This is a genomic window from Sporosarcina soli (assembly GCF_042655805.1).
GTDB lineage: Bacteria > Bacillota > Bacilli > Bacillales_A > Planococcaceae > Sporosarcina > Sporosarcina soli.
Window position 1 is genome coordinate 574,466 of record NZ_JBHSNO010000001.1, and the last position, 24,325, is coordinate 598,790.

Consider the following 24,325-nt stretch of genomic DNA (forward strand, 5'->3'; position numbering starts at 1 on the left):
GTCTTTTATTTTGATTCTGTCATGGGCTTCATTCAATTACACCAAAATATCAAACCAAATCTTCACTGCCGTACCTGCAATCAGAAATGCTAAAATAACTTGTAAAACTTTTGTATCCATGTTCTTACCAGCTTTCGCTCCAAGTGGCGCTGCTAGCAGGCTTGCCGCAATCATAATAATGGCTGGCCAATAAGCCACTTGACCGGTAACGAGTTTACCTACACTCCCTCCGATCGAAGAAATAAACGTAACGGCTAGACTTGTTGCAATCGTCATTCGTGTTGGTATATGCAGGACAGTCAACATGATCGGTACGAGTAGGAATCCGCCTGCGGCACCGACTATACCGGATGCGATTCCTACTATTAAAGCTAAGATGGCTGCGATTGGCTTATTAAATGTCACTTCATTTAGCGGGATATCATCTACTGGCTTTTTCGGTACATACATCATCACTGCAGCAATGACGGCAAGAATACCATAGACGACATTCACTGCTTGTTCTGATAAGTAGCTAGATCCATAACTACCAAGTAAACTCCCAAGTAAGATGGCTCCTCCCATATAAATGATGAGTTGCTTGTTTAGATAGCCACCTTTTCGATATGCCCAGACTCCTGCAAGGGAAGCAAACAGTACCTGTACAGCACTGATACCTGATACCTCATGCGCTGTAAAGGCTACAAGACCAAATAAAGGTGGAATATACAATAACATTGGATATTTAATAATCGAACCACCGACACCTAACATACCGGAGAGAAAAGATCCGATAAATCCAATTGCAAATACGACGATGATAAATGTTAAATCCATGGATCACCCTCCTTTCTAACTTAGATGAGCGAGTAGTGATGGCTACTCGCTATTTGGTTTTCGTTATGCTTTTTGAATATAGAAGTATAAAACATCTTTTTCTGTTTTTCGCTCCAATAAAGTGTGACCACCGGATTTTGCCCATGCTGGGATATCGCTTAGTGCACCTTTATCCGTTGCCAGCACTTCAAGTACTTCACCGGAGTTCAGCGTATCCATCGCTTTTTTTGTACTAACGACCGGCATTGGACAAGCAAGTCCTTTTGCATCTAATGTTTTTGTAATGTTCATGTGAATGACTCCTTTACTCTTTTTTATCGAACCGCACAGCGATTCGGTCCAATTTCCATTTCCGTTTGTTCATCATTGTCAGGATCGATTTTACCCATGTTGACTTGACGAATTTGTTCGTACGCATTTGGTTGTGGTGGTAAGTTATCTGTCACCGTACGACGGAATTCTTCTTCGTCATCGATGTTCAAACCATGATTTTCTTTAAATAGATCACCAAGTCGTCTTGCCACTGTTCCATTTTCATTCAATTCCTCAATGATCATGAAATGTGCAGGTAATACGACCAGGTCTTCAGCAAGTTCACGGTAACGGGAATACAATGTTTCACGTAAATCCCCTACCCAATCTTCTGCGAGTCCTGCTAAGTCCGGACGACCGATGGAGTCGATAAATAAAATATCTCCCGTCAATAGGAACCGATCATCAATGATAAATGATGTAGAACCAATCGTATGACCAGGTGAATACAGTGCATTTACATCAATTTGAGATGCACCGATTTTCACGTTTAGGCCATCCGTGAGTGGTGTGTAATCAAACACCACTTCTGTCGCGTCTTTTGGTGGTAAATAGTAAGTTGCGCCTGTTTCATTTGCGATGTGACGTCCACCGGAAATATGGTCCGCGTGTAAGTGTGTGTCAAACACTTGCTTGATTTCTACACCTTTTTCCTTTGCAAAGTTTGTAAACACATCTGTAAAACGTACTGTGTCAATAATGGCTGCTTCTCCTTCGGAAATTACCATATAGGATAGGCATCCTTTGCCTAGACGAACAAATTGGTATAATTCCCCGCCATTTCTTAAGTCAGCCACCTTTATCGGTTCCAGGTAGCTGCTCCAAGATTTCATCCCTCCCTCAAGGTAAGCTACTTCTCGACCAGCTTCTGCTAGCATTTCCGCCACCATGACCGAAGACCCTTCTTTCGCACAGACGACTAGGACATCTTTATCCGACGGAAGTTTCGGTAGAATTTCCTCCACACCATCCAATAATTCAAAGTAAGGAATATTTAAATACTCAAATTTATGTCCTTCAATTTTCCAATCTTCAAATGCATCTGCATTACGTACGTCCAAGATAAAAAGTTCTTCATTATCAATTACTTTTCGAGCAACTTGTGCTGCTGTCCATTTGTTTACAGTCATCTCTTAATTACCCCCATAGGTATATTAGTGTCGATTTTTTTGCAGTGGGGGAAGTTCCCCCACTGCATGAAGTTTTTTCTGATTAGAATGTTAATGTTGGCGCTGCATCTTTAGCGAACTCTAGGAATGTTACAGCTCCACCCACTTCGATTCCATCCACGAAATCTTCTTTTGTCAGACCCATTACATCCATTGTCATTTGGCAAGCAATAAATTTCACACCAAGATCTTGCGCAATTTCTACGAGTTGTGGAATGCTGGGAACATTCGCTTTTTCAAAGCCTTCGGCGAAATGTTCTTTTCCTGCTGGCATTTCTAATGCATGCATGGCTTGCTTGTGAATTAAGTTCAACCCTTCAAACGTGAAGAAGATTTGTACCTCTTTTTCTGAAGCTGCTGCTGCCGTTGCGATATTGAATACTTTGTAAGCATCAAACATTCCACCGTTTGCTGCAATAATAGCGATTTTTTCTGACATAATAAATTCCCCCTATATCTCTTTTGTTAAGTTACCGTTCCACTCATTCATGCCGGGTAGAACGTTATAAACTTTTGTAAAGCCGTTATTTGCCAAAAGCTGTGCTGCCAAATCTGAGCGATTGCCTGTACGGCAAATCACATAAATTTCTTGTTCTTTATTCAATTCCGCAAGGCGGGATTCTAATTCTCCCATTGGAATGGATTTGGCACCTTCAATATGTCCAAAAGCATATTCAGCTGCTTCACGTACGTCTAAAATTAAACCGTTTCGTGATTCCAATTCTTCAAGTGAAATCGTATGTTCATAGGCCTTTTCCACTTCCGGCTCATTAGAACCTTTGCGGATGTAATGATAAAGAACATCGCCCTCTTCCACTGTACCTAAATATTGATGCCCTACAGTACTTGCCCAGGCAGTTAAATCGGCCGTTGAGCCTTTGTCAGTTGCTTGAATTTGCAATACTTGACCTTCTTCAAGATCGTTGATTGTTTTTTTGGTTTTTACAACCGGCATTGGACATGCTAAACCTTTTGCATCTAGCTGCATATTTGCTCGAATCATTTCTTTACCTCCCTTAGATGATTGATTATCATGACGACACTTTTACCTATACCTGCATGGGTATAATATATTGCAATAAAATAGTCGTTTCCGGATAACGACTGTTTGCTTGATGCCGTATAGGATTCTCATTACTTGCGTTCATGAGAACTGATTACATGACTTATAATATACCCCACAGGGTAAAATGTCAACATATTAATTTCATTAATTATTACACTTCAGTAGTTTAGGGGTAAAAAGAAGAATCCATTTTGAATAAGCTTGATCAAAATGGATTCTAAAAAAAACTAAAAACCTTGGAAATCTCCGAAGATCGGTTGGAGTAATGAATTGATAAGTGTAAGTCTATCAAATAACAAGATCATTCCCATAGCGATCATAATTCCTCCCCCGACTTTCATTACGGAGTAACTGTATTTTTTTACCCAAGCGAATTTAGTAATGAAAAATGCCATGAATAGAAAAGGAATACTAAAACCTAAAACATAAGCTGCCATATACCAAAGACCTTGTGATGGATTTGCACCTACAAGTGTTAATGTAGTCGCTAAAATCGGGCCCATACAAGGGTGTCCAGCCTAATGCAAAAGCTAGTCCAATAAGTACTGAACCTAAATAGCCGGCGGGTTTATTTTTAATCTGCAGTTAATGCTCCTTCATCAAAAATCCCTCCCCTTATGGAATTGGAGGACTTCTGCAGAATCAAGTTAAACTAAAAGGCATTTGGGAATGAGCTGATTCTCAAATGCCTTTTACTTATTTCGTTATCCAGATACAATCATCGGATAGTAGCTGGATAACGCTAATTTCTTTTAAGTGTGGTTTATACAGGTACATCATCCTTTACTACCACATCTAATTTACCTGTTTCCGGGTCAATCACTAGGCCATGGACAGGTGTACCAATTGGGAGAAGGGGATGTTTCTTAATCATATTCACGCTATTACGAACGCTATCTTCTACATTTTCAAAACCTGCTAGCCATTTCTCGATATCAATGCCGGCAAACTCCAATGTGTCAAATGTTTGTTTAGAAACTCCGCCTTCTTGCATTTTCTTTATCGTTTCAACTGAATTTATATTGTTCATGCCACACCCATGATGCATGATTACACAAACTTCGCTTGCTTTTAGTTCATATAATGCCACCAGAATACTTCTCATGGCACTGCCAAATGGATGGGAAATAACACCGCCTGCATTTTTGATGATTTTAGCATCTCCATTACGCAAATTCATAGACTGGGGTAAAAGTTCAATTAATCTTGTATCCATACAAGTGACAATCACCATTTTTTTGTTCGGGAATTTTGTTGTACGAAACTCCTCATATTTTCGGTCTTTAACGAATTGCTCATTGTATTCCAAAACAGTATCAATCATCATATAAAACCTCTCCTCACTTCGTATGTAGCTGTTTTTAGCATATTTCAATTTTAACTGATTCGTTTTTCAAATTCTTTTATGACGACTTCTAAATAAGAATAACCTCGAAACGAACGAATTGTCAAACAATTTTAGTTAGATATCATTTTCCACACTCATTGCATTCAGTATACGGATTGGGTCAAAACCGGATATCCATTCTCCGTTTATATTTGTTTGTGGTACTGTGAGTTTCTTTGTTTTCCCGATAAGTTTTATCATGGCAATTGGCCGGATATCCACATTGACCTCTTTAAAGGGTATCTCAGAATCATTTAGAAAGTCTTTCACCATTCGGCATACAGGACATAGTGTAGTTGTATAAACCGTTATGTTATGTTTCATTTCATAGCCTCTTTTCCAATTTCCCTTCCTCTAATGATTGATTATACATACCCCGTGCCGTTTATTGTAGTTATATACACAAGGCACGAATGCCCTTCGCATAAATAAGCCCCAGCACTAAAAAACTGGGACTTTCTAATGTGAAATCCGAAAGTATTGTGTTAGTTATTTACCTTTCTAATTTAACTCTTTGTAAACGTAATGCGTTTAGGACAACTGATACGGAACTGAATGCCATCGCCGCACCTGCCACCCAAGGAGCGAGTAAACCGAGCGCTGCGATTGGAATCCCGAGCGTATTGTAGCCAAATGCCCAGAATAAGTTTTGTTTAATGTTGCGCATTGTTTTACGACTCATAATGATCGCATCGGCAATACTGTTTAAATCCCCACGAATAAGTGTCACATCGGCGGCTTCCATCGCTACATCTGTTCCTGTACCTATGGCCATTCCAATATCAGCTGTGGCGAGTGCAGGTGCATCATTAATACCGTCACCGACCATCGCAACTTTTTTACCTTGTTGCTGGATCTTTTTCACTTCTTCCGCTTTCCCTTCAGGAAGAACTTCCGCAATGACAGCGTCAATGCCTACCTCTTTCCCGATCGCTTGCGCTGTTCGCTCATTATCACCTGTCATCATAATGACTTTGATGCCCATTTCTTGTAAGCGGCGTACAGCTTCCCGAGATGTATCTTTTATCGTATCTGCTACGGCAACTAGCCCCGCGTATTGTCCATTAATGGCAGTTAACATTGCCGTTTTTCCATCACTCTCTAATTTTTCCATCGTTGGAAGAACCGATTGGATGTCGATGCCATATTGCTGCATCAATTTACGTGTACCTATGACAACAGCTTGACCCGAAACGGTTGCCTGCACACCATAACCCGGGATTGCTTCGAAAAATTGGACGTTACCAAGTTCGATGCCTTTCTCTTGAATACCTTGCACGATTGCTTCCGCTAATGGGTGTTCCGATTGTTTCTCCGCCGCACCGATTAAGGATAGGAATTTCCCTTCTTCTTGATCAGATGCTAGCACAACATCTGTTAATACAGGTTTACCGTGTGTGACAGTACCTGTTTTATCAACGACAACTGTGTCAATACTTTGGGTCTGCTCCAAGTGCTCGCCACCTTTGAACAAAATGCCGTACTCAGCTGAACGACCAGATCCTGCCATAATAGACGTCGGCGTTGCAAGACCGAGCGCACATGGACATGCAATGACCAGTATCGTAATAAAAACTTCCAATGCGGGTGTTACTTCGCCAGGTTGAACCATTAAAATCCACACGAGGAATGAGCTGATCGCAATCCCTACAACGATTGGCACGAAAACACCTGAAATTTTGTCCGCTAGTCGCTGGATTTCCGCTTTGGAACCTTGCGCATCTTCAACAACTTTAATAATTTGCGCTAGTGCTGTATCGCGTCCAACTTTCGTCGCTTTCATTTGAATAAAACCATTTTTATTGATCGTTGAACCGAATAAAATGTCACCCTGCTTTTTATCGATTGGAAGACTTTCCCCTGTTAACATCGATTCATCAACCGCGGTATAACCTACCAGGACTTCCCCATCAACCGGTATCTTTTCGCCCGGCTTCACTATAATGGTGTCCCCGATCATGACTTCTTCCAATGGAATTTCTTTTTCTACACCATCACGCACAACAGTCGCGGTTTTCGCTTGTAAGCCCATTAATTTTTTAATCGCTTCTGATGAACGTCCTTTAGCTTTTGCTTCAAAATACTTCCCTAACACAATGAGTGTAATGAGTACCGCACTCGTTTCAAAATAAAGATGCGGCGCATGTTCGGTACCAGCCGTGACAATCGCTTGATACACACTATAGAAGTAAGCTGCGGAAGTACCCATGGCAACAAGTACGTCCATATTGGCACTGCCATTCCGTAACGATTTATAAGCTCCGACGTAAAACTGTTTTCCAATGATAAATTGCACGGGTGCCGCAAGTGCCATTTGTATCCACGGATTCATTAAAATAGCCGGCAGGTACAGGAAAGATGTAAATGAAAAATGCCCTACCATCGTCCATAATAAAGGCAACGATAAAATGACTGAAATAATGAATTTACGTTTCTGGTCTTGAATGGCTTTTTCACGATGATCTACCTGCACTTTATTATCTTGCTTTTGGTGTGCATGGTAACCAAGCTTCTCCACTTTCGCAATAATATCTGCAATCGTCACTTCTGACGGATTAAATTCGATGGTCGCTTTTTCAAGCGCCAAATTGACGTTCGCGGAAGCAATACCTTCCATTTTGTTTAATCCTTTTTCAATACGTGTCGCACACGCCGCACATGTCATTCCGGTAATATCAAATGCCGCTTTTTGTTTCACAACACCATAGCCGAGTGCTTCGATTTTCTTTTCAAAATCTGCTTCACTCAGTTTTGACGGATCATACTTGATCGATGACTTTTCGAGCGCTAAGTTGACGTTTGCTTGCTCGACACCTTCCATTTTGTTCAACCCTTTTTCGATACGTGTCGCACACGCCGCACAAGTCATCCCTGTAATTTGGATACTCGCTTCTTTCACTTCTGTACTCATGATGCTTTCCACCTCTTCCATACCTACATAAGGTATATTGAATTGAAAATTAGAGAGTGCTCTTGAAAGCACTCTTATCTTATTTCATATCCTTGGTCTTCAATCGTTTCTTTAATCGTATCAAGCAATACTTGCGATTCATTGAATGACACTTCCACTTGGGCATCGTCTATTTTCACCTTTACTTGGCTAACACCTGCTAATTTACCAACGCTCGTCTCGATTGCGCTCACACAATGCCCACATGACATACCTTGTACATTTAAAGTTAAATTTTCCATGTTTCCTTCTCCTTTAATTGTGTTATTTCATCCCCTATATACACTATGGGGGTATATTAAAATCAAAAAAATATTTTAATATAATCCAAATCGATTTCGTATTCACAAAAGCTGAACAACTGATACCCGTAATTTGTAATGGCTCTTCTGTTGTTGCCATTTGTCTCTCCATACGCATTGGGGGTATATAACTTTGAAAAAGAAAGATTATACCTATAGGTACAATCACATTTACATTTTTATCCCCCACGCGTTAGGAGCGGAAGTTCCTGTTTACATTTCAGACAAGATCATAGCCTTGATCTTCGATTGTTTCTTTGATTTTGGCTAGTGTCGTTGCATTGTCGAATTCCACTGCAACTTCATTATTGTTTAGGTCTACTTTAACTGCAGAAACACCTGCAAGTTCCCCGACATTTGTTTCGATTGCATTCACACAGTGATTACATGACATACCTTCTACTTTTAAGATTTCTTTCATATAAAACGCCTCCTGTTCTGTTGTTAGTGTCAATTTACCATACCCCGTAATAGTATGTCAAATTGAAAGTGTTGCTATTTTTATTTTGTCATTGTTTTCATGACATCCATCAACTCTTTGATTGCCGCCTCACCATCTTGCCCTTTAATCGCGTTCACTACACAATGATGTGTATGATCTTCTAGCAATGCTAAAGAAACTTTGTTCATCGCGGATTGGATTGCGCTAATTTGATGTAAAATATCTACACAATAACGGTCATTTTCAACCATTTGATGAACTCCTCTCACTTGGCCTTCAACGCGTTTTAATCGATTAAGAAGCTGTTGCTTGTTAGGCTGGACAGTTGTTTTTGTTGTTTCTGACATATCTTTCACCTCTCAAAGTTCTAGATACCCCGTACCCCTATATTAACAATTTCTTCTCAACAGGTCAATAATTATGGCGCCTAAGTAAATGAACATCGAGGCGGAAAGATACCCCTACTCTTATTCAAACGGGTTGTCTGTAAGTTGACTTTTCAAATTTTCTACACCATAGCGGTTCACGAATTTAAAGAAATTCTCTCTTTTTTTCCCGTGTTCAGCATAAGTGGCAATGATTTTATCAACAGCTTCATACAGCTGCACAGGCTGTACCTGCTCCATGACGATTGTACCTGCTTGTGCGTCCAATCCTTTTGCCTTGCCCCCCACATACAAGTTATACCCATTTTTCATTTTCATGACACCGATATCATTGACGAGTGGTTCGCCGCATCCAATCGGGCACCCTGTATAAGCGGGTCGAAGTGTTACCGGAACCGCTTTTCCAGCGATTCGATGATTAAGCTCGATCGCAACGGGCATTCCCTCTTGCTCTGCACCTTTACAAAAGTTGCAGGTCCTTAAGCTCTTCACAAAGTTTCCTACTGGATAGCATGATAAACCGACCGCTTCGAATTTTTTTTGAACGAACTCAAGATCAGACTCAAGCACCTCGAAATAAAGTTGTTGAAAAGTTGTTAACTCGAGTTCATCCTCTTCTAACATATATTCTGCAATGACAACAAGCTGTTTGGCATTCAATTTTGAGCCGAATGATATGCCGCCATTCACAGCTAATTTGACCATTTTTTCTTGTTGCTCCATGGTAAGTACACAACCTTTCTATTTATACAATTTGCGACGTTATTCCGTCGACATCCTTCTATTACCTTATACACGTACAGGGTATATAGAATTCCAAAATAATAACCATCCCTAAAGGAATGATTATATTTCCCCTCACATGATGGTCGTAAGACAGGTTTACTTTCCTTTTATCTACTTAAAATGATTTTACCATACCCTTCTATGGTATTCAAAAAGTTTTCATTTATTTCCTATTTTTTCTTAAGACTAATGCCCCATACCTCGAACTTTGTTTTAATGATGATGGTGGCCATGGTGGCCGGATGATTCAGCTTTCACTTTACATAAAATCGAATTGTCATGCTTATGTGCAGATGATTCTAATTGGATCGTCACATGATGAATACCCTTATGGCCAAGATCATGTTCGATTTTATGGAGCAATTTTTGGCTTTCCGCAATTGAAATTTCATCATCTACTACAGCATGGCAAGAGAGCGCATTTAAACCACTCGTAATCGACCAAACATGTAAATCATGAACGCTTTGAATCCCTTTTGTTTTTTCAATCGTTTGAATCACATCGTTCAAATCTACATTTTGCGGTGTACCTTCCATCAGTACATGTAGGGCTGATTTCGACACATAATAGCCACTCCGTAAAACGAGCACAGCTACGAGAACACTTGCCAATGGATCAGCCCAGCCCCAACCAAAGAACATGATCAGCAGTGCAGCGACAATGGCACCGACAGAACCAAGCATATCGCTGATTACATGTAGGTATGCCCCTCGCATATTCAAGTTCTCTTCTACATCCCCACCACGCATCATTATCCACGCAACAAGAATATTAACTGCCAAGCCAATGCCACTGACAATCAACATTCCTGTTGTTGCCACTTCGGGTGGATTTGCAAAGCGTTCGATTGCTTCATAAAAAATGAATAACGCAATGATGATTAATGTTACCCCATTTAGGACAGCAGCCAAAATTTCAAATCGTTTGTAGCCAAATGTCTTACTTTCACTCGCTACCTTTTCCCCTAATTTAAACGCGATCAACGCAATCGCTAATGAAAGCGCGTCACTTAGCATATGGCCGGCATCTGCTAAAAGAGCTAGGCTATTTGTTAAGTAGCCCCCTATCACTTCTATAATCATGTAAGTTGCAATGATGAAAAAAGATATGAGTAACACTTTTTTATTTGCGCCATGTGTATGGTCGTGTTCATGCCCCATTTAAGTTCCTCCTCAATTGTCAGTACTTGTAAAAAGAAAATTTCCTAATTATGTGTTGCGTGCTCAATTGCCTGCTTTAATAAATTCATAATGTGATGATCATCTTCTGAATAATAGATCGTTGTCCCTTCCCTTCTAAATTTAACTAATCGTAAATTTTTCAAGAAACGCAACTGATGGGATACAGTCGATTGGCTCAATCCTAAAGTATTTGCAATATCATTCACGGAATGTTCCTGCTTGCATAATAGGTTTAAAATACGGATTCTTGTTGGATCGCCAAGTGCTTTAAAGGTTTGGGATACAACAAATAACGTTTCTTCATCTAAATCTTGCGTGTTTCCAACAGACGTCTCTTCATTTTGACTGCCTTCATTCATTTACTTTTCCACCTCCATTTATCTATTATATATGCTTATATGATTATATATTCACATTTAATGTATTACCTGATTTGGTGAATGTCAAACCGAATGCCTTTGCCAATTAGTTTTTTTGATGCAAAAATAAGCGAGCTATCCGATGAATAGCCGCTTTCATTGTCTACCTCAATCATCAGTAGAATCTTCCTTATTTTTCTGTTGCCTCTATTATTTTTGGATTCTCCACTTTTGCTCTTCGGACAAAATGTTCTTTTTCCACCACAAAAGAAACGAATAAGCTTCCAACAATCGCCCATAAAGGTGCATTGATATTGAAGAAAGTCACACCTGACATCCCAATAATTAAAGCAAAAAAAGCGCCCATTTGAAATTGGTTGTCCGAAAAAGCCGTTTTGAGGGAATTTATAAGAACACCAAGCATGGCAAGTCCAGCAATGACACTCACAATTACACCAGGCATGGCAATGACAAGCGGAACGACGATTGCCGCAAGCAAGCCAAAAGACGAAAATAATCCTCCGCTTACAACTGCAGCAGCATACCGACTTTCTTTTTTCCCTACCTCTTCCGCGGAACAGATTGCCGTCATCGGTCCAGCAATATTAATGGCATGTGCACCGAAAAACGAAGCGATCAGGCCAACAATGGAACCGTACATCGCCATCGCATTATTTGGCGGCTTGTACCCTTGAGCCATTAACACACCGGATGCTTGGGCATTTTCGGTGCAGATGATCAATAACGCAAGCGGAATTCCAATCGATACAATGGCATCAAAACTAAATGTCGGTACAATCAGTTGAGGAAGGATCCATGCATGCTGCGTGTCTTGAATTTGAAATTCATTCATCAAGATGGCCAACAAAACCGCGATGAGCAAAGCGGATAAAACAGGTGGTACTTTTTTCAAAAAACGTGTAGAAAATAGAAAAGCGAGGATTGCAGAACCTGCCAGCACTGGTGAAATAGTAATGGATGTAATCATTTCCGTCGAAAAACGAATCATCACACCAACAATCATACCCATGACAATCGGAACCGGGATCCATTGCATTACTTTGTCAATTAAGCCGGACGCACCAAGCAAAATGACAAGTAGATGGGCAACTAAATAAGCCCCGATTGCTTCTTGTAACGAAAAATGCGTCAAAGCACCAGCCACTAAAACCGCTCCTGCAATAGAATGTGCACCTGCGATCGGCTGACGATACTTGACTGATAAAAATAGGCCAAGTAATCCACTAAAAAAATAAACAGCAAATATCCAGCTAATCGTCTCCACATACGTCAATCCGCCACTTGTCGCGCCCCCAATGATGATCAAAGCAGGACCTGTACACCCAAAGATTGCCGCAACTAAGCCCGCACTGACCGTATGTATATCGAGATGCTGACGTAAAGCTTTAACGCCTGTCAGTCTCGTATTTTCTTTCATTCCAACAATCCCCCTTATTCAATGACCCCTTCTCCTAGTACTATACAACAATATTCCCAATATTGCGCATACAACATCTGGGACTGTTTTCAAAATTGAGTCGGAGCGATGTGCAAAGTTGGGACTGCTCCTTAAAAAGCCCCTTCCCAATTTATCTTGGGAAGGGGCTGTATAGGTCGATAGAATATTGATAAGTACATTTTGAGAACTATAGTGAGCGCCTAAAATTATTAATGTCTTTTATTTTAGGTCTAACTATAGTGAACAGAGAAACCATCGAAAAGAACGATAATCATAGCAAATTCTTTCCTCTATATTGAAATGAATTATATCTTATGGTAAATTTATATGGATAGACATTTTTATCTCTTTTCATATATTTACCCTTATTTTAAGTATAACGCACAAACTATTCGTTAGTCAACCCTTTTCATCATTTTTTTAAGGAGTGTTTGCTATGGAATCAAAATTTCAACAAGAGCAAGAGCGAGTAAACGATGTAATGGAGATTATCCAAGAACAAATTAGCAAGTTGGAAACAGATACTACCCGGCAGCGCAATGAAGTAGTTCAAATTCGCAAACATTTCTGGGATGAGGTTAAGGTGAATGTGGAAACATTTGACGATTATCTTGAAACCATCATTGGATTAAGACAAGAGGCGCAGGCACTCTCTGTAAGCCAAAGTACACATCGGCATGCATCCAAACGATTGTCCACGCTACGCCGTATGAAAGAGTCCCCTTACTTCGGTCGGATCGATTTTATCGAAGATGGTACTTCCACTGAAGAAACCATTTATATTGGCATCGCTACACTGACAAATGACAGTGGAGAAGATTTCCTGATCTATGATTGGCGAGCACCGATTTCGACGGTCTACTATGATTACCAACCCGGTTTTGCTCAATATGCCACGCCTGGCGGTGTCATCCAAGGCAGATTGGAGAAAAAATGGCAGTACCTCATCCGCAACGGCGTTCTGCAATCGATGTTCGATACGAGTCTCACAATTGGAGATGAGATTTTACAGCAAGTATTGGGTAAAGGCACCGACAAACATATGCATAATATCGTAGCCACCATTCAACAAGATCAAAACCGGATCATCCGCCACGAACAAGGCAGACTTCTAATTGTTCATGGTGCGGCGGGCAGTGGGAAAACATCAGCCGCTCTCCAGCGGATTGCTTATTTGCTATACAAACATCGGGACAATATAAATGCGGATCAAATTATTTTATTTTCGCCAAATACGCTGTTTAACAGCTACGTATCCAATGTGTTGCCTGAACTCGGTGAAGAAAATATGCAACAAGTCACTTTCCAGGAGTATATAAATCATCGACTTGGTCATGCGTTTCAAGTTGAAAATCCTTACGATCAATTGGAGTACGTTTTAACGGCTAGTCAATCCCCTTCTTACAGTTCAAGACTGGCAAGCATTCGCTTCAAAGCATCGCCACTCTTTTTCGAAGCGATGGAAGCCTATCGTAAATCATTAGAGGTATCCGGAATGCTATTTAGCGATGTGATTTTCAGAGGAAAATCGATTGTCACTGCCGCACAAATAGCCGAAAAGTTTTACAGTTACGCCCCTTCCCTCCGCTTTCATAATCGACTTGAAAAGATAAAAGAATGGCTGTTGGAGAAATTAAAGGAAATCCAAAAGATCGAACGGGCGAAACCGTGGGTACAGGAAAGAATTGAATTACTAAGCAAGGAGGAATACGATCAAGCGCATGCCTATTTAGCCAAAAAACGAGGGTTTAAAAGAGATGCGATTGCCGATTACGAGATGGAGCCTGCAGCCCTGGCCCAATTGATTGTTCTACAGAAATTGAAGCCTTTACGACAATGGATCCGAGCATTTGATTTTATTGACATCAAAGGGATCTATAAGCAACTTATTACTGACCCACTGTATATTCAACAATGGATTGATGGCGAGATACCAAAGGAATGGCCCATCATCTGTGAAACAACGTTGAAAACGGTGGACGAAGGCAAATTATTTTACGAAGACGCTACCCCATTTTTACTGTTGAACGAACTCATTCAAGGCTTTCAGACGAATCGTTCAATTAAACATATCGTTGTTGATGAAGCGCAAGACTATTCATCTTTTCAATTCGAGTTTTTGAAACGATTGTTCCCGGCAGCCAAGATGACAGTGCTGGGCGATTTCAATCAAGCAATCTTCGCTCATGCAAGTGAAATGATTGATTTTCGCACACTCACCAATCTATACGGGCCTGCTGAGACTGAAGTGATCAATCTGGCTCGAAGCTACCGCTCCACTAAACCGATCATCGAATTTACACGAAGTCTCATTCCAAATGGAAAAGAGATTATCCCCTTCAATCGCGACGGCGAACGGCCTGAACTAAAGAAATTGGGCAATCATGCAGAACTCAATCGTTCCATTATTGCTAAAGTCGCACAGTTGCGAGCTCGTAGTTATAATAGCATTGCGATCATCTGTAAATCCGCCGAGGAAAGTAGCAGTGCTTATGATGCCCTTTCCGAAATCGCTGATATCAAACTATTGAAAAGCAATTCATTGGAGTACGAGCAAGGAGTGGTCGTCGTACCATCCTATTTATCTAAAGGCATTGAATTTGATGCGGTCATCATTTATGATGCTTCGGAGCATGTATACCGGGATGAAAGCCTACGCAGAGTTTTCTACACCGCTTGTACGAGAGCGATGCATGAATTGCACCTGTACAGTGTCGGTGAACCGACCCCATTATTGAGAAACATTCCGCACGAACTTTTCATTCAAGCTTGATTGATTGAACCTGTACGATAAACGATATCAGCCGGCATTTTGTAAGTCGTGAATCAACACTTACAGAAAGCCGGCTTTTCGATTCTTTTACTTGTATCTACAAGATTTTCACGGCATTAAAACACAGGTGGTGTAACTGAAAATAATACAACTGCCTGCTGTGTAAAATTGTTTTCCCATTTATGTTTCAAATTTGCTGGTATTTTCACGCTATCGCCTGCTTCCAATAGATATTCTTCTTCGTCCAAATAGACTTTAATTTTCCCCTCTACAATGAAAGCGACTTCTTCTCCTTTATGTTCTAGTAGCTTTTCTGATGAAGAAGTATTCGGAGGGACATTCATAATCGCTGTGGCCAGATTCCCCGTAAAATCAGGTGACAGTAACTCATAAGATAGATTATCAATGATCATTTTCTTACGTTCTCCCGACCTTACGATTAAATCACCCGTATTGACTTCTTCTAGAAAAAAACTGAATGTTGGAACGTCAAGCGTTTTGGCTAAAATCTTTAAGGTTTGGATGGAGGGATTCGCCAAACCTCGTTCAATTTGACTTAACATTGAAGGTGTAATGTCGGCTTGCTTTGCTAATTCCCTACTACTCCACCCTTTAGCTTCTCTATACTTTTTAACTTTATTACCAATATCTATGTTTTCCATAATCATGACTCCTCCTCAAATAGTTAAGTAAAATTTAATAAATTAAATTTAAATTAACAAGAAAGAGCTTGTGTGTTAAAATAAATTTAATATTGTTAAATTATATTTTAACATGTCACTTATTACAAAGAAATTAGGAGGATCAGACAGATGAAGGTAATCGAAGGCAAAGATATACAAGCATGGAAAGATCAACACCCACTTCTAAACGAGCTTATTTCGCTGAAGGAAGTGTTTTGGACCAATCCCCATATTGAAAAATTCCAAAGAGGAATGGACAAATCCCCTCTTACTCAAGAAGATGTAAGGGATGCGGAGGAAAGGTTGAAGCGTTTTGCTCCTTATATCGCCAAGGTCTTCCCTGAAACAAAAGAAATGAACGGTCTTATCGAATCTCCTATGGTGAGAATCCCTTCCATGAAGCAATTCTTAGAACAACTTTATCAACAACCTCTAGTAGGCGAACTATTGCTAAAGTGCGATAGTCACCTTCCTATATCGGGATCCATTAAAGCGAGAGGTGGCATTTATGAAATCCTCAAACATGCTGAAACACTCGCTTTTCAACATCAGTTGTTAACGATTCAGGATGATTATTCAATTTTAGATAGTGACAAGTTTCGTACTTTCTTCTCACAATATTCCATCGCGGTAGGCTCAACCGGAAATTTAGGGCTGAGTATAGGCATCATGAGTGCCAAGCTCGGTTTTAATGTAACCGTTCATATGTCAGCTGATGCAAAACAATGGAAAAAAGATTTGCTCCGAAGCAAAAATGTTAAAGTCGTTGAATATGAAGCGGATTATAGTAAAGCGGTAGAGGAAGGTCGGATGCAAGCGGAAAAAGATCCTACATGCTATTTTGTGGATGATGAAAATTCCCATGATTTATTTTTAGGTTACGCAGTAGCAGCATCCCGCTTGAAAAAACAATTAGAAGAATTAGAGATCACAATCGATAAGGATCACCCTTTATTTATTTACCTTCCATGCGGGGTAGGCGGTGGTCCTGGCGGTGTCGCTTTTGGCTTAAAGTTATTATTCCAGGACAATGTGCATTGTTTCTTTGCGGAGCCTACTCACTCTCCATGTATGTTGCTCGGCTTGATGACGGGTCTTCATGATAAAGTTGCTGTACAAGATTTCGGTATTGATAATGTGACAGACGCAGATGGGTTGGCTGTGGGAAGACCATCTGGATTTGTAGGCAAAACAATGGAACCATTTTTAAGTGGTAATTACACGGTTAGTGATGAACAGTTGTATAAGCTGCTGAAGGAATTAGTCGATACAGAGGGCATCCGTTTAGAACCTTCCGCACTGGCGGGCATGATTGGACCAAGTAAATTATGTAAAGAAGGAACCGATTATTTGCTGAAGCATCATTTAACAGAAAAAATGAATAAGGGTACACATATTGTTTGGGGTACTGGCGGAAGCATGGTTCCAGAAGAGATGATGAACGAATATTATCAAAAGGGAATGAAATTAGCGTTAGAGAAATAGAAGTAATGGCACACGGGGTGAATGGAACCCCGTGTTTTTTATAAGTAACGGACTGTGGACACTTTGATTTTATAAATCCAGAAAATCCCTTCTCCTATATTCCAATAAAACCCATATTTTTCAATATTGAATTAATGGTAGCGCTAACATCTATCATTACTATATAATATAAGATGATAGGTGGTTAGAAAATTCAGTTATTTACTGACTATAGAAGCAAGGAGTGATGAAGTTGCGCAGCTTTGAGCATATTGCCCAATCAGTTGTTGAACAATTCTCTTCGATTTTGGACATCCCAATCAGTATAACGGATGATACTGGACTTATTATCGGCTGTACAGATAGCCATCGCCTCGGTACACACCATGTGGCAACAGCGGAGGTTACAAAATCAGGGAAAGTAATGTTTTTTTCAAAAGAACAATCCGCTACCTTGAACAATGTCTTACCCGGAGTCGCGACGCCATTACAATTCCAACAACAAACAATTGGCGTACTCGGACTTATAGGAGAACCTAAAGACGTTGAACGTTACGTATCATTTGTACAAGCCCATATCGAGATGCTGCTGATGGAAAGATTCCGTTCCAAAACAGTCGGATTACAAATGGATACACTAAAGGACTTTTCGCATCATCTCCTTACTTCTAAAACAGGAAGGGATGTAGAAAAGCTTTACAGTTATGCTGATATGCTTGGAATTTCGCTTTCTTTGCCTAGACGGTGTATTTTATTAGAAATTCCACTAGCATCTAATCACCCCCCCTTTCCTTCTTTCCAAAATACATTTAACAAAATTCAACAGGATCTATTTTTATTTATCAGGAGTCTTTTGATGGACAATGAAAATGATATTGTCGCGCCATTAAATGCGCAGCAATGGATTATCCTCAAACATGTCCAGACCGAGGATACAGGTGGTTTGATGAAAAAACTAGACTATGCCTTCCATTCTTTAAAACGTTTTGTAGAGTCGAGAGATTTGGAGAGCTCCATTACAATCTCCTTCGGAAATTGCTATTCGACAATTGAAGGGGTGATCCATTCCTATGAACAATCCCGTAAAGCGTTAGCAATCGCGAAACGGCATCACTTTACAGAATCGATCATTTCCATTGAGGACTGGAAACTATTATCCTTGGCTTTAATCGAAGAAACAGAACTTCCAGCAAGACAAACACTCGATCAATATGTCGAGAAATTAGATAAACATCCTAACGGTGCAGCGCTGATCAGCAGCTTCATCGTTTATTGTGAGGAACAATTGAACACGAGCCAGGCAGCGAAGAAATTATTCATTCATCGCAATACGCTTATCTATAGGCTCCAGCAACTGCAAGAATTATTATCGATTGATTTCCAATCGTTCCACCAATGCGTGCTCCTCTACTTAGCTTTGAAACAACATGAAAACGCGAAACTTGCACTTCCGTATACGATGGAACAACCGTAAAACAGGAAAGCCGCCCTCCTCAATATCTCAGGAGAGCGGCTCAGGTAGATAAGTCGTTTTTCGACTTATCTACCTCTTTTTTTGTGGCATACGCTGTAAATTAGGAAATCTTTCAGCCTGATTGAAAACGCTTGTCAGCCTAGGCGCGAAGTCGAGCGAAGACGCGAATCGAACTAAAGTTCATGAGCGAACAAGCGATTAATGAAGGCATCCTATGGCGCCGCATCCTAAAAGAAGGGGCCTTAATTTCTGCAAAGAACGCAAAAATATGGCAAATTGAACCCTCCGCTGTTCGATTGGAAACGGATGCATGACCTACTTCCTATAGGCCTCAACAACGGATGCGAGCGTTTGGCAACAGGCTGAAATTAGTAGTTATCAATTTGTGCTCGTTGCAGTTTTCCACTGTAATCGACATAGACGGATCTCCACTCTGTATATACATCCAGCGCAGCTTCTCCGGAGTCCCGATGTCCATTCCCTGTTCCTTTCGTCCCTCCAAAAGGCAGATGGATTTCAGCCCCCGTCGTTCCGGCATTGATGTAGACGATACCTGTATCCAAATCACGCATCGCTTGAAATGCACGATTGACATCCGCTGTAAAAATAGCACTGGACAACCCGAATTCTACGTTGTTATTCACTTCGATGGCTTCTTCCAAACTATTGACAGAAATGATGGATAACACCGGCCCAAATATTTCTTCCATTGCAATCCGCATCTCCGACGTTACATTTGTAAAGATCGTAGGCGCATAGAAGTTTCCGCTTGCTAGCCCATTTTCAGTGACAATATGACCACCTGCAAGAAGTGTTGCCCCTTCTTCCTGTCCGATTTTCACATACTCATCAATTCTCTCAAGGGACGAACGATTGATGACGGGACCGACTTTTACCGATTCATCCAATCCGTTTCCAAGTTTCAATTCTCCAATTCGGTCTACTAGTTTTTGCTCAAGTTCGGCTTTCACCGCCTGATGAACGATAATGCGGCTCGTCGCGGTACATCTTTGCCCGCTTGTTCCAAAGGCACCCCATAAAATAGCATCAACAGCAAGATTCAAATCCGCATCTTCCAAAACAGTGACAGCGTTCTTACCACCCATTTCAAGCGATGTCCGTTTCAACAGTTCTCCCGCACGGCCATTGATCGCTTTCCCTACCTCATTGGAACCCGTAAAGGAAATTAAATCGATATCAGGATGTTCAACCATTGCATTTCCGACTACACTTCCTGATCCATTTACAAGGTTCAGCAATCCTTGCGGTAGTCCCGATTCTTCATAGATTTTAGCAAACTCATTCGCAATGATCGGCGTTTCCGTCGCCGGTTTCCAGACAACTGCATTCCCTGACACGAGTGCTGGTAGTGACTTCCAAGACGCAATGGCAATTGGAAAATTCCAAGGTGTAATAAGTCCCGCAACACCGACCGGAACACGGACGCTCATAGCAAATTTATTGCGCAGTTCAGACGGAATCGTATCTCCGTAAAGCCGGCGCCCTTCCCCGGCCATATAAAATGCCATATCAATGGCTTCTTGTACTTCTCCTCTTGCTTCGTCAATCACTTTGCCCATTTCACTTGTCAATAATTGAGCCAACTGCTCTTTTCGCTCTTTCAATAGAAAAGCAACTTTATATAAATACTCCGCACGTTCAGGAGCTGGCACTAACCGCCAAGATTTTTGAGCTTCTTTCGCTGCGCGGACTGCACGATCCACATCCTCCTTTGTAGATTGTGTCACTTCTCCAATGACTTCGCCGTTTGCAGGATTTAAAATCGATACAAACTTGCCTGAAGATGATTGGCTCCACTCACCATTAATATAGTTAAGATATTGTTGCATCTCATTTCCACCATTTTTTACTGTATTCATTTCGGATAATTTTTGCATGTCAATTCCTCCAATTTTAATTAGTTTGGTTTATTTCTCTGCCTACTGGTTTACTACTTGTAAATTTTGTTTAATCCTTTTGATCGCTTCAAATAATCGATCAGAAGGAACAGATAAAGACATCCGGAAATACCCTTCCCCCGAAGGTCCAAAGGCATTGCCCGATGAAAGGATCACACCTGCCTTCTCCAATACTTTCGTTACAAATTCAGTAGAAGTATAATTTTCCGGAACCGGCGCCCAAATAAAGAAACTCCCTTTTGGCGGATCGACATTTATACCAATGGACGCTAGCCCTTCCAATGCCACAGCCATCCGTTCCGCATAGACTTGGTTATACTTTGTGATACAGCTTTGATCACTGTTCAGCGCAAAGGCGGCAGCCTTTTGAATCGGCGTGAATTGTCCGGTATCCGTATTGCCTTTCAAATCGGCAAGCGCTTTGATGATGGCTTTGTTCCCAACGACATAGCCGATCCGAAATCCGGTCATACTATACGTCTTTGACAATGAACCGAATTCGACCACACTATCTTTTGCTCCATCCACTTGAAGGATACTAGGTGCTTTATAGTCCCCGAACGTCACCATATGATAAGCGGAATCATGAGCAATCGGAATTTGATGTTCTTTCGAAAATGCAACTGCCTGTTCAAAAAATTCAAGTTCCACCGTCGCTGCAGTAGGGTTGCCCGGATAATTTAAAAACATCAGTTTCGAATGTTCGATAATGTCAGCAGGTATTTGGCTAAAGTCCGGTTCAAAATTATTTTCTTTGAGTAATGGCATTTCATAATAACGTCCATTTGCCAGCAAAGTAGCCATTCGATAGACAGGATAACTCGGATCCGGGATTAACACATAATCGCCGGGATCGATGAGTGTAGGGACAATATGAGCAATCCCTTCTTTCGACCCGATCAATGCCAATACTTCCGTTTCGGGGTCAAGCTCTACATCGTAATGACGTTTATAGAAATCCGCAACAGCTTGTCTGAACTCCGCACAACCTATAAAACTGGGATACTTCAAATTTTTTGGATCCTGCAACTCTTCTGCTAGTTTCTCAACAATATGCGAAGGCGGCGGCAGATCCGGATCGCCAATCCCCAAATCAATGACGTCGATGCCTGATTGAATCATCGCGGCTTTTTTCTTATTGATATCTGCAAATAAATAAGGAGGAACTTGCCCCATCCTTTTCGATTGAAACACCATCATTACCCCCTTTCTATAATGGAGCGACCCCTTCTTTTGCCGCTTGTATACAAAGTATTTCGACAATACGATCGCCAAGTTCTTGCGTTGTAGCAGTACCACCTAAATCTGGCGTAAGACTTTCTTTCTCTTTCAGGATTTCTTTTATCGTCGCTAAGATCGTCGCTCCCCATTGTTCTTTACCAAAGAAATCCATCATCTGGCTGACCGACCAAATGGCTGCAATCGGATTGGCAATCCCTTTTCCTGAAATATCCGGAGCGGATCCATGAACCGGTTCAAACATGGAAGGGAAGTTGCGCTCCGGATTAATGTTGGCGCCCGTTGCAAGACCCATTCCTCCTGTAATTGCTGCTCCAATATCTGTTAAAATGTCGCCGAATAGATTGGAAGTGACGACCACTTCAAAACGTTCAGGCTCCGTGACAAAATAAAGGCTGGCTGCATCTACAAGATACGAGTATGTTTGGACATCCGGATATTCTTTCCCCACTTCTTCAAAGACTTCATCCCAGAAAACCATGGAATAATTCAATGCGTTTCCTTTACTAATGCTTGTCAACGTGCGCTTCGATTTCCTTGCTTCTTCGTAGGCGTAACGGATAATCCGTTCCGTCCCTTTACGTGAGAACACACCGGTTTGTAGCACAACCTCTTCGGGTTTCCCTTTAAATAACCAGTCACCTGCACCCGCATATTCACCTTCACTATTTTCACGAATAACAAGGAAGTCGATCTCTTTCTCCGTTTTATCTTTCAATGGCGTCAAGGATGGATTCAAGAGCGTAATCGGCCGGATGTTGACATACTGATCAAATTCTTTGCGGATTCTGAGTAACAGATCCCATAGCGAAATATGATCAGGTACGCCTGGATAACCGACGGCTCCTAGATAGATGGCATCGAATGCCCGAAGCCGTTCGATCCCGTCTTCGGCCATCATCCTGCCATTTTCCAAATAATATTCACATCCCCAAGAGAACTCTGTGAAAGTGAATGAGATTTCCGAGTCTAATGACTCAATTGCCTTTAGTATTTTTACACCTTCCGCAACGACTTCAGGACCGATGCCATCGCCCGGTATTAGCGCAATGTTAAATGTCTTCATCAACTACCACTCCTATGCTTTTTGCAGTCCGTGCCCCATGCTGTTTCTAGCTTTTCACTGATTTTCGAAACGCGCTTAAATTCGCAATGACGTCCAACTCTTCCCCTTCGATCGCTTTTATTAAATTTTCGGCGATTGTGACGGATGACTTTTTGGCTGCTTCTACACTGATACCACCGATATGCGGTGTGATTGTGATTTCATCCACTTCGTAAAACGGATGGTTATCAGCAGGAGGTTCAACCGCAAAGACGTCTACGCCCGCACGCGAAAACGATTTGTTTTTCAAGGCTGAAACTAAATCCGCTTCATTGATAATGCCACCGCGTGCAGTGTTGATCAGCACAGCGGACGGTTTCATAATGGCAAACAATTTTTGGTCGATGGATTCTCTCGTTTGCTCCGTTAGTGGTATATGAAGACTGATGGCGTCACTTTGTCTGAAGACTTCTTCAATGGAGGTTGTGACGGTCACACCTAGCGAATCGGCTAGCTGCTGCCTTTCAGGTGAAATCGTACGGACGTAAGCCAAGACGTTCATCTCGAAACCATTTTTCAAAATGGTCGCCACTTTTTGGGCAATCGATCCGAAGCCTACAAGTCCCAATGTTTTTCCGCGTAATTCAGTCGTATATCTCCCATCCCTGAAGGAAAAGTTTCCTTTTTGCATTTCAATATGGAAGAGGGAAATATCTTTCATGACCGCTAACAGTAGAGCAACAGCATGTTCGGCAGTCGCATGACTATTCAGCTTCGGAGCATGTAAAACTTTTATGCCCTTACTTGTTGCATATTCGACATCAATATTATCCAGGCCGATACCGGCTCCTGAAATGGCTTTTACATGCTGGCAGTTGTCCAATATTTCCGCAGTGATTTTCGCTGGTGCTCTGAGAACGATGCCGTCGACAACGTTTTCTTTCAGATAGGTGATAATTGCCTGCTCTTCGTACTCCTTGAATACTTTTACATTCGCAAGTTGCTGTAACCTTCTATCGCCATCGGGATGATACATTGGCAATATTTGTACAATATGAAGCGGCAACAAGGACACCCCTTTTCAATTCAATTTTCGGCGTAATAACATTTGA

At 41.2% G+C, this 24,325-nt stretch carries 24 protein-coding genes; 3 read left to right on the top strand and 21 right to left on the bottom strand.

Annotation, left to right across the window (positions count from 1 at the left end):
- Positions 1 to 36: 36 nt before the first annotated feature.
- From ACFPRA_RS02810 to ACFPRA_RS02885, 16 genes are all read right to left on the bottom strand, one after another.
- Positions 37 to 816 (bottom strand): sulfite exporter TauE/SafE family protein, encoded by a 780-nt coding sequence (locus ACFPRA_RS02810; RefSeq protein ID WP_381430398.1) that lies wholly within the window; start codon positions 814 to 816, stop codon positions 37 to 39.
- Between the two features lie 63 nt (positions 817 to 879).
- On the bottom strand, positions 880 to 1,107 hold the full coding sequence (locus ACFPRA_RS02815; protein ID WP_381430401.1) for a sulfurtransferase TusA family protein: 228 nt from the start codon (positions 1,105 to 1,107) through the stop codon (positions 880 to 882).
- Positions 1,108 to 1,130: 23 nt separating this feature from the next.
- Positions 1,131 to 2,258 (bottom strand): MBL fold metallo-hydrolase, encoded by a 1,128-nt coding sequence (locus ACFPRA_RS02820; RefSeq protein WP_381430403.1) that lies wholly within the window; start codon positions 2,256 to 2,258, stop codon positions 1,131 to 1,133.
- An 82-nt stretch (positions 2,259 to 2,340) separates the two neighbouring features.
- Positions 2,341 to 2,736, bottom strand: a complete 396-nt coding sequence (locus ACFPRA_RS02825) for a DsrE/DsrF/DrsH-like family protein (RefSeq protein WP_381430406.1) — start codon at positions 2,734 to 2,736, stop codon at positions 2,341 to 2,343.
- Positions 2,737 to 2,748: 12 nt separating this feature from the next.
- The gene (locus tag ACFPRA_RS02830) at positions 2,749 to 3,300 is read right to left on the bottom strand and encodes a sulfurtransferase TusA family protein (protein WP_381430409.1); all 552 of its coding nucleotides are present in this window, start codon (positions 3,298 to 3,300) and stop codon (positions 2,749 to 2,751) included.
- A 290-nt stretch (positions 3,301 to 3,590) separates the two neighbouring features.
- Positions 3,591 to 3,866: a sulfite exporter TauE/SafE family protein gene (locus ACFPRA_RS02835; RefSeq protein ID WP_381430412.1), complete on the bottom strand. Its 276-nt coding sequence runs from the start codon at positions 3,864 to 3,866 to the stop codon at positions 3,591 to 3,593.
- A gap of 260 nt (positions 3,867 to 4,126) precedes the next feature.
- Positions 4,127 to 4,690: a beta-class carbonic anhydrase gene (locus ACFPRA_RS02840; protein WP_381430415.1), complete on the bottom strand. Its 564-nt coding sequence runs from the start codon at positions 4,688 to 4,690 to the stop codon at positions 4,127 to 4,129.
- A 135-nt stretch (positions 4,691 to 4,825) separates the two neighbouring features.
- Positions 4,826 to 5,074 (bottom strand): glutaredoxin family protein, encoded by a 249-nt coding sequence (locus ACFPRA_RS02845; protein WP_381430418.1) that lies wholly within the window; start codon positions 5,072 to 5,074, stop codon positions 4,826 to 4,828.
- A 169-nt stretch (positions 5,075 to 5,243) separates the two neighbouring features.
- Positions 5,244 to 7,661, bottom strand: a complete 2,418-nt coding sequence (locus ACFPRA_RS02850) for a heavy metal translocating P-type ATPase (protein WP_381430421.1) — start codon at positions 7,659 to 7,661, stop codon at positions 5,244 to 5,246.
- A 74-nt stretch (positions 7,662 to 7,735) separates the two neighbouring features.
- Complete coding sequence (gene copZ / locus ACFPRA_RS02855) at positions 7,736 to 7,942, bottom strand: copper chaperone CopZ (protein WP_381430423.1); 207 nt, start codon at positions 7,940 to 7,942, stop codon at positions 7,736 to 7,738.
- 280 nt (positions 7,943 to 8,222) lie between these two features.
- Positions 8,223 to 8,423, bottom strand: a complete 201-nt coding sequence (copZ, locus tag ACFPRA_RS02860; RefSeq protein WP_381430426.1) for a copper chaperone CopZ — start codon at positions 8,421 to 8,423, stop codon at positions 8,223 to 8,225.
- Between the two features lie 80 nt (positions 8,424 to 8,503).
- A complete protein-coding gene (locus tag ACFPRA_RS02865; RefSeq protein WP_381430428.1) occupies positions 8,504 to 8,791 on the bottom strand; it encodes a metal-sensitive transcriptional regulator in 288 nt (95 codons plus the stop codon).
- 120 nt (positions 8,792 to 8,911) lie between these two features.
- Positions 8,912 to 9,553, bottom strand: coding sequence for a nitrite reductase (locus tag ACFPRA_RS02870; protein ID WP_381430431.1), 642 nt, complete (start codon positions 9,551 to 9,553; stop codon positions 8,912 to 8,914).
- Between the two features lie 276 nt (positions 9,554 to 9,829).
- Positions 9,830 to 10,777 (bottom strand): cation diffusion facilitator family transporter, encoded by a 948-nt coding sequence (locus ACFPRA_RS02875; protein WP_381430434.1) that lies wholly within the window; start codon positions 10,775 to 10,777, stop codon positions 9,830 to 9,832.
- Positions 10,778 to 10,821: 44 nt separating this feature from the next.
- Positions 10,822 to 11,157 (bottom strand): ArsR/SmtB family transcription factor, encoded by a 336-nt coding sequence (locus ACFPRA_RS02880; protein WP_239389426.1) that lies wholly within the window; start codon positions 11,155 to 11,157, stop codon positions 10,822 to 10,824.
- Between the two features lie 190 nt (positions 11,158 to 11,347).
- Positions 11,348 to 12,595: a benzoate/H(+) symporter BenE family transporter gene (locus tag ACFPRA_RS02885; protein ID WP_381430438.1), complete on the bottom strand. Its 1,248-nt coding sequence runs from the start codon at positions 12,593 to 12,595 to the stop codon at positions 11,348 to 11,350.
- A 457-nt stretch (positions 12,596 to 13,052) separates the two neighbouring features.
- Here ACFPRA_RS02885 and helD point away from each other — a divergent pair, with 457 nt between their 5' ends.
- Positions 13,053 to 15,389 (top strand): RNA polymerase recycling motor HelD, encoded by a 2,337-nt coding sequence (gene helD, locus ACFPRA_RS02890; protein ID WP_381430441.1) that lies wholly within the window; start codon positions 13,053 to 13,055, stop codon positions 15,387 to 15,389.
- Positions 15,390 to 15,505: 116 nt separating this feature from the next.
- Here helD and ACFPRA_RS02895 read toward each other — a convergent pair whose 3' ends face one another.
- Positions 15,506 to 16,051, bottom strand: coding sequence for a helix-turn-helix domain-containing protein (locus ACFPRA_RS02895; protein WP_381430444.1), 546 nt, complete (start codon positions 16,049 to 16,051; stop codon positions 15,506 to 15,508).
- Between the two features lie 150 nt (positions 16,052 to 16,201).
- Between ACFPRA_RS02895 and ACFPRA_RS02900 the strand changes: the two genes are divergently transcribed.
- Both ACFPRA_RS02900 and ACFPRA_RS02905 read left to right on the top strand, forming a co-directional pair.
- On the top strand, positions 16,202 to 17,557 hold the full coding sequence (locus tag ACFPRA_RS02900) for a D-serine ammonia-lyase (protein ID WP_381430448.1): 1,356 nt from the start codon (positions 16,202 to 16,204) through the stop codon (positions 17,555 to 17,557).
- A gap of 232 nt (positions 17,558 to 17,789) precedes the next feature.
- Entirely contained in the window at positions 17,790 to 19,010 is a 1,221-nt protein-coding gene (locus ACFPRA_RS02905) for a sugar diacid recognition domain-containing protein (protein ID WP_381430451.1), read from the top strand.
- Positions 19,011 to 19,378: 368 nt separating this feature from the next.
- Here ACFPRA_RS02905 and ACFPRA_RS02910 read toward each other — a convergent pair whose 3' ends face one another.
- The 4 genes from ACFPRA_RS02910 to ACFPRA_RS02925 all read right to left on the bottom strand — a co-directional run bounded on the left by ACFPRA_RS02910 (position 19,379) and on the right by ACFPRA_RS02925 (position 24,279).
- Positions 19,379 to 20,860, bottom strand: a complete 1,482-nt coding sequence (locus ACFPRA_RS02910; RefSeq protein WP_381430571.1) for an aldehyde dehydrogenase family protein — start codon at positions 20,858 to 20,860, stop codon at positions 19,379 to 19,381.
- Positions 20,861 to 20,950: 90 nt separating this feature from the next.
- Positions 20,951 to 22,126, bottom strand: coding sequence for an LL-diaminopimelate aminotransferase (locus ACFPRA_RS02915; protein ID WP_381430454.1), 1,176 nt, complete (start codon positions 22,124 to 22,126; stop codon positions 20,951 to 20,953).
- Positions 22,127 to 22,139: 13 nt separating this feature from the next.
- Positions 22,140 to 23,234, bottom strand: a complete 1,095-nt coding sequence (locus ACFPRA_RS02920; RefSeq protein ID WP_381430457.1) for a tartrate dehydrogenase — start codon at positions 23,232 to 23,234, stop codon at positions 22,140 to 22,142.
- Between the two features lie 46 nt (positions 23,235 to 23,280).
- Complete coding sequence (locus ACFPRA_RS02925) at positions 23,281 to 24,279, bottom strand: hydroxyacid dehydrogenase (RefSeq protein ID WP_381430460.1); 999 nt, start codon at positions 24,277 to 24,279, stop codon at positions 23,281 to 23,283.
- Positions 24,280 to 24,325: the final 46 nt, after the last annotated feature.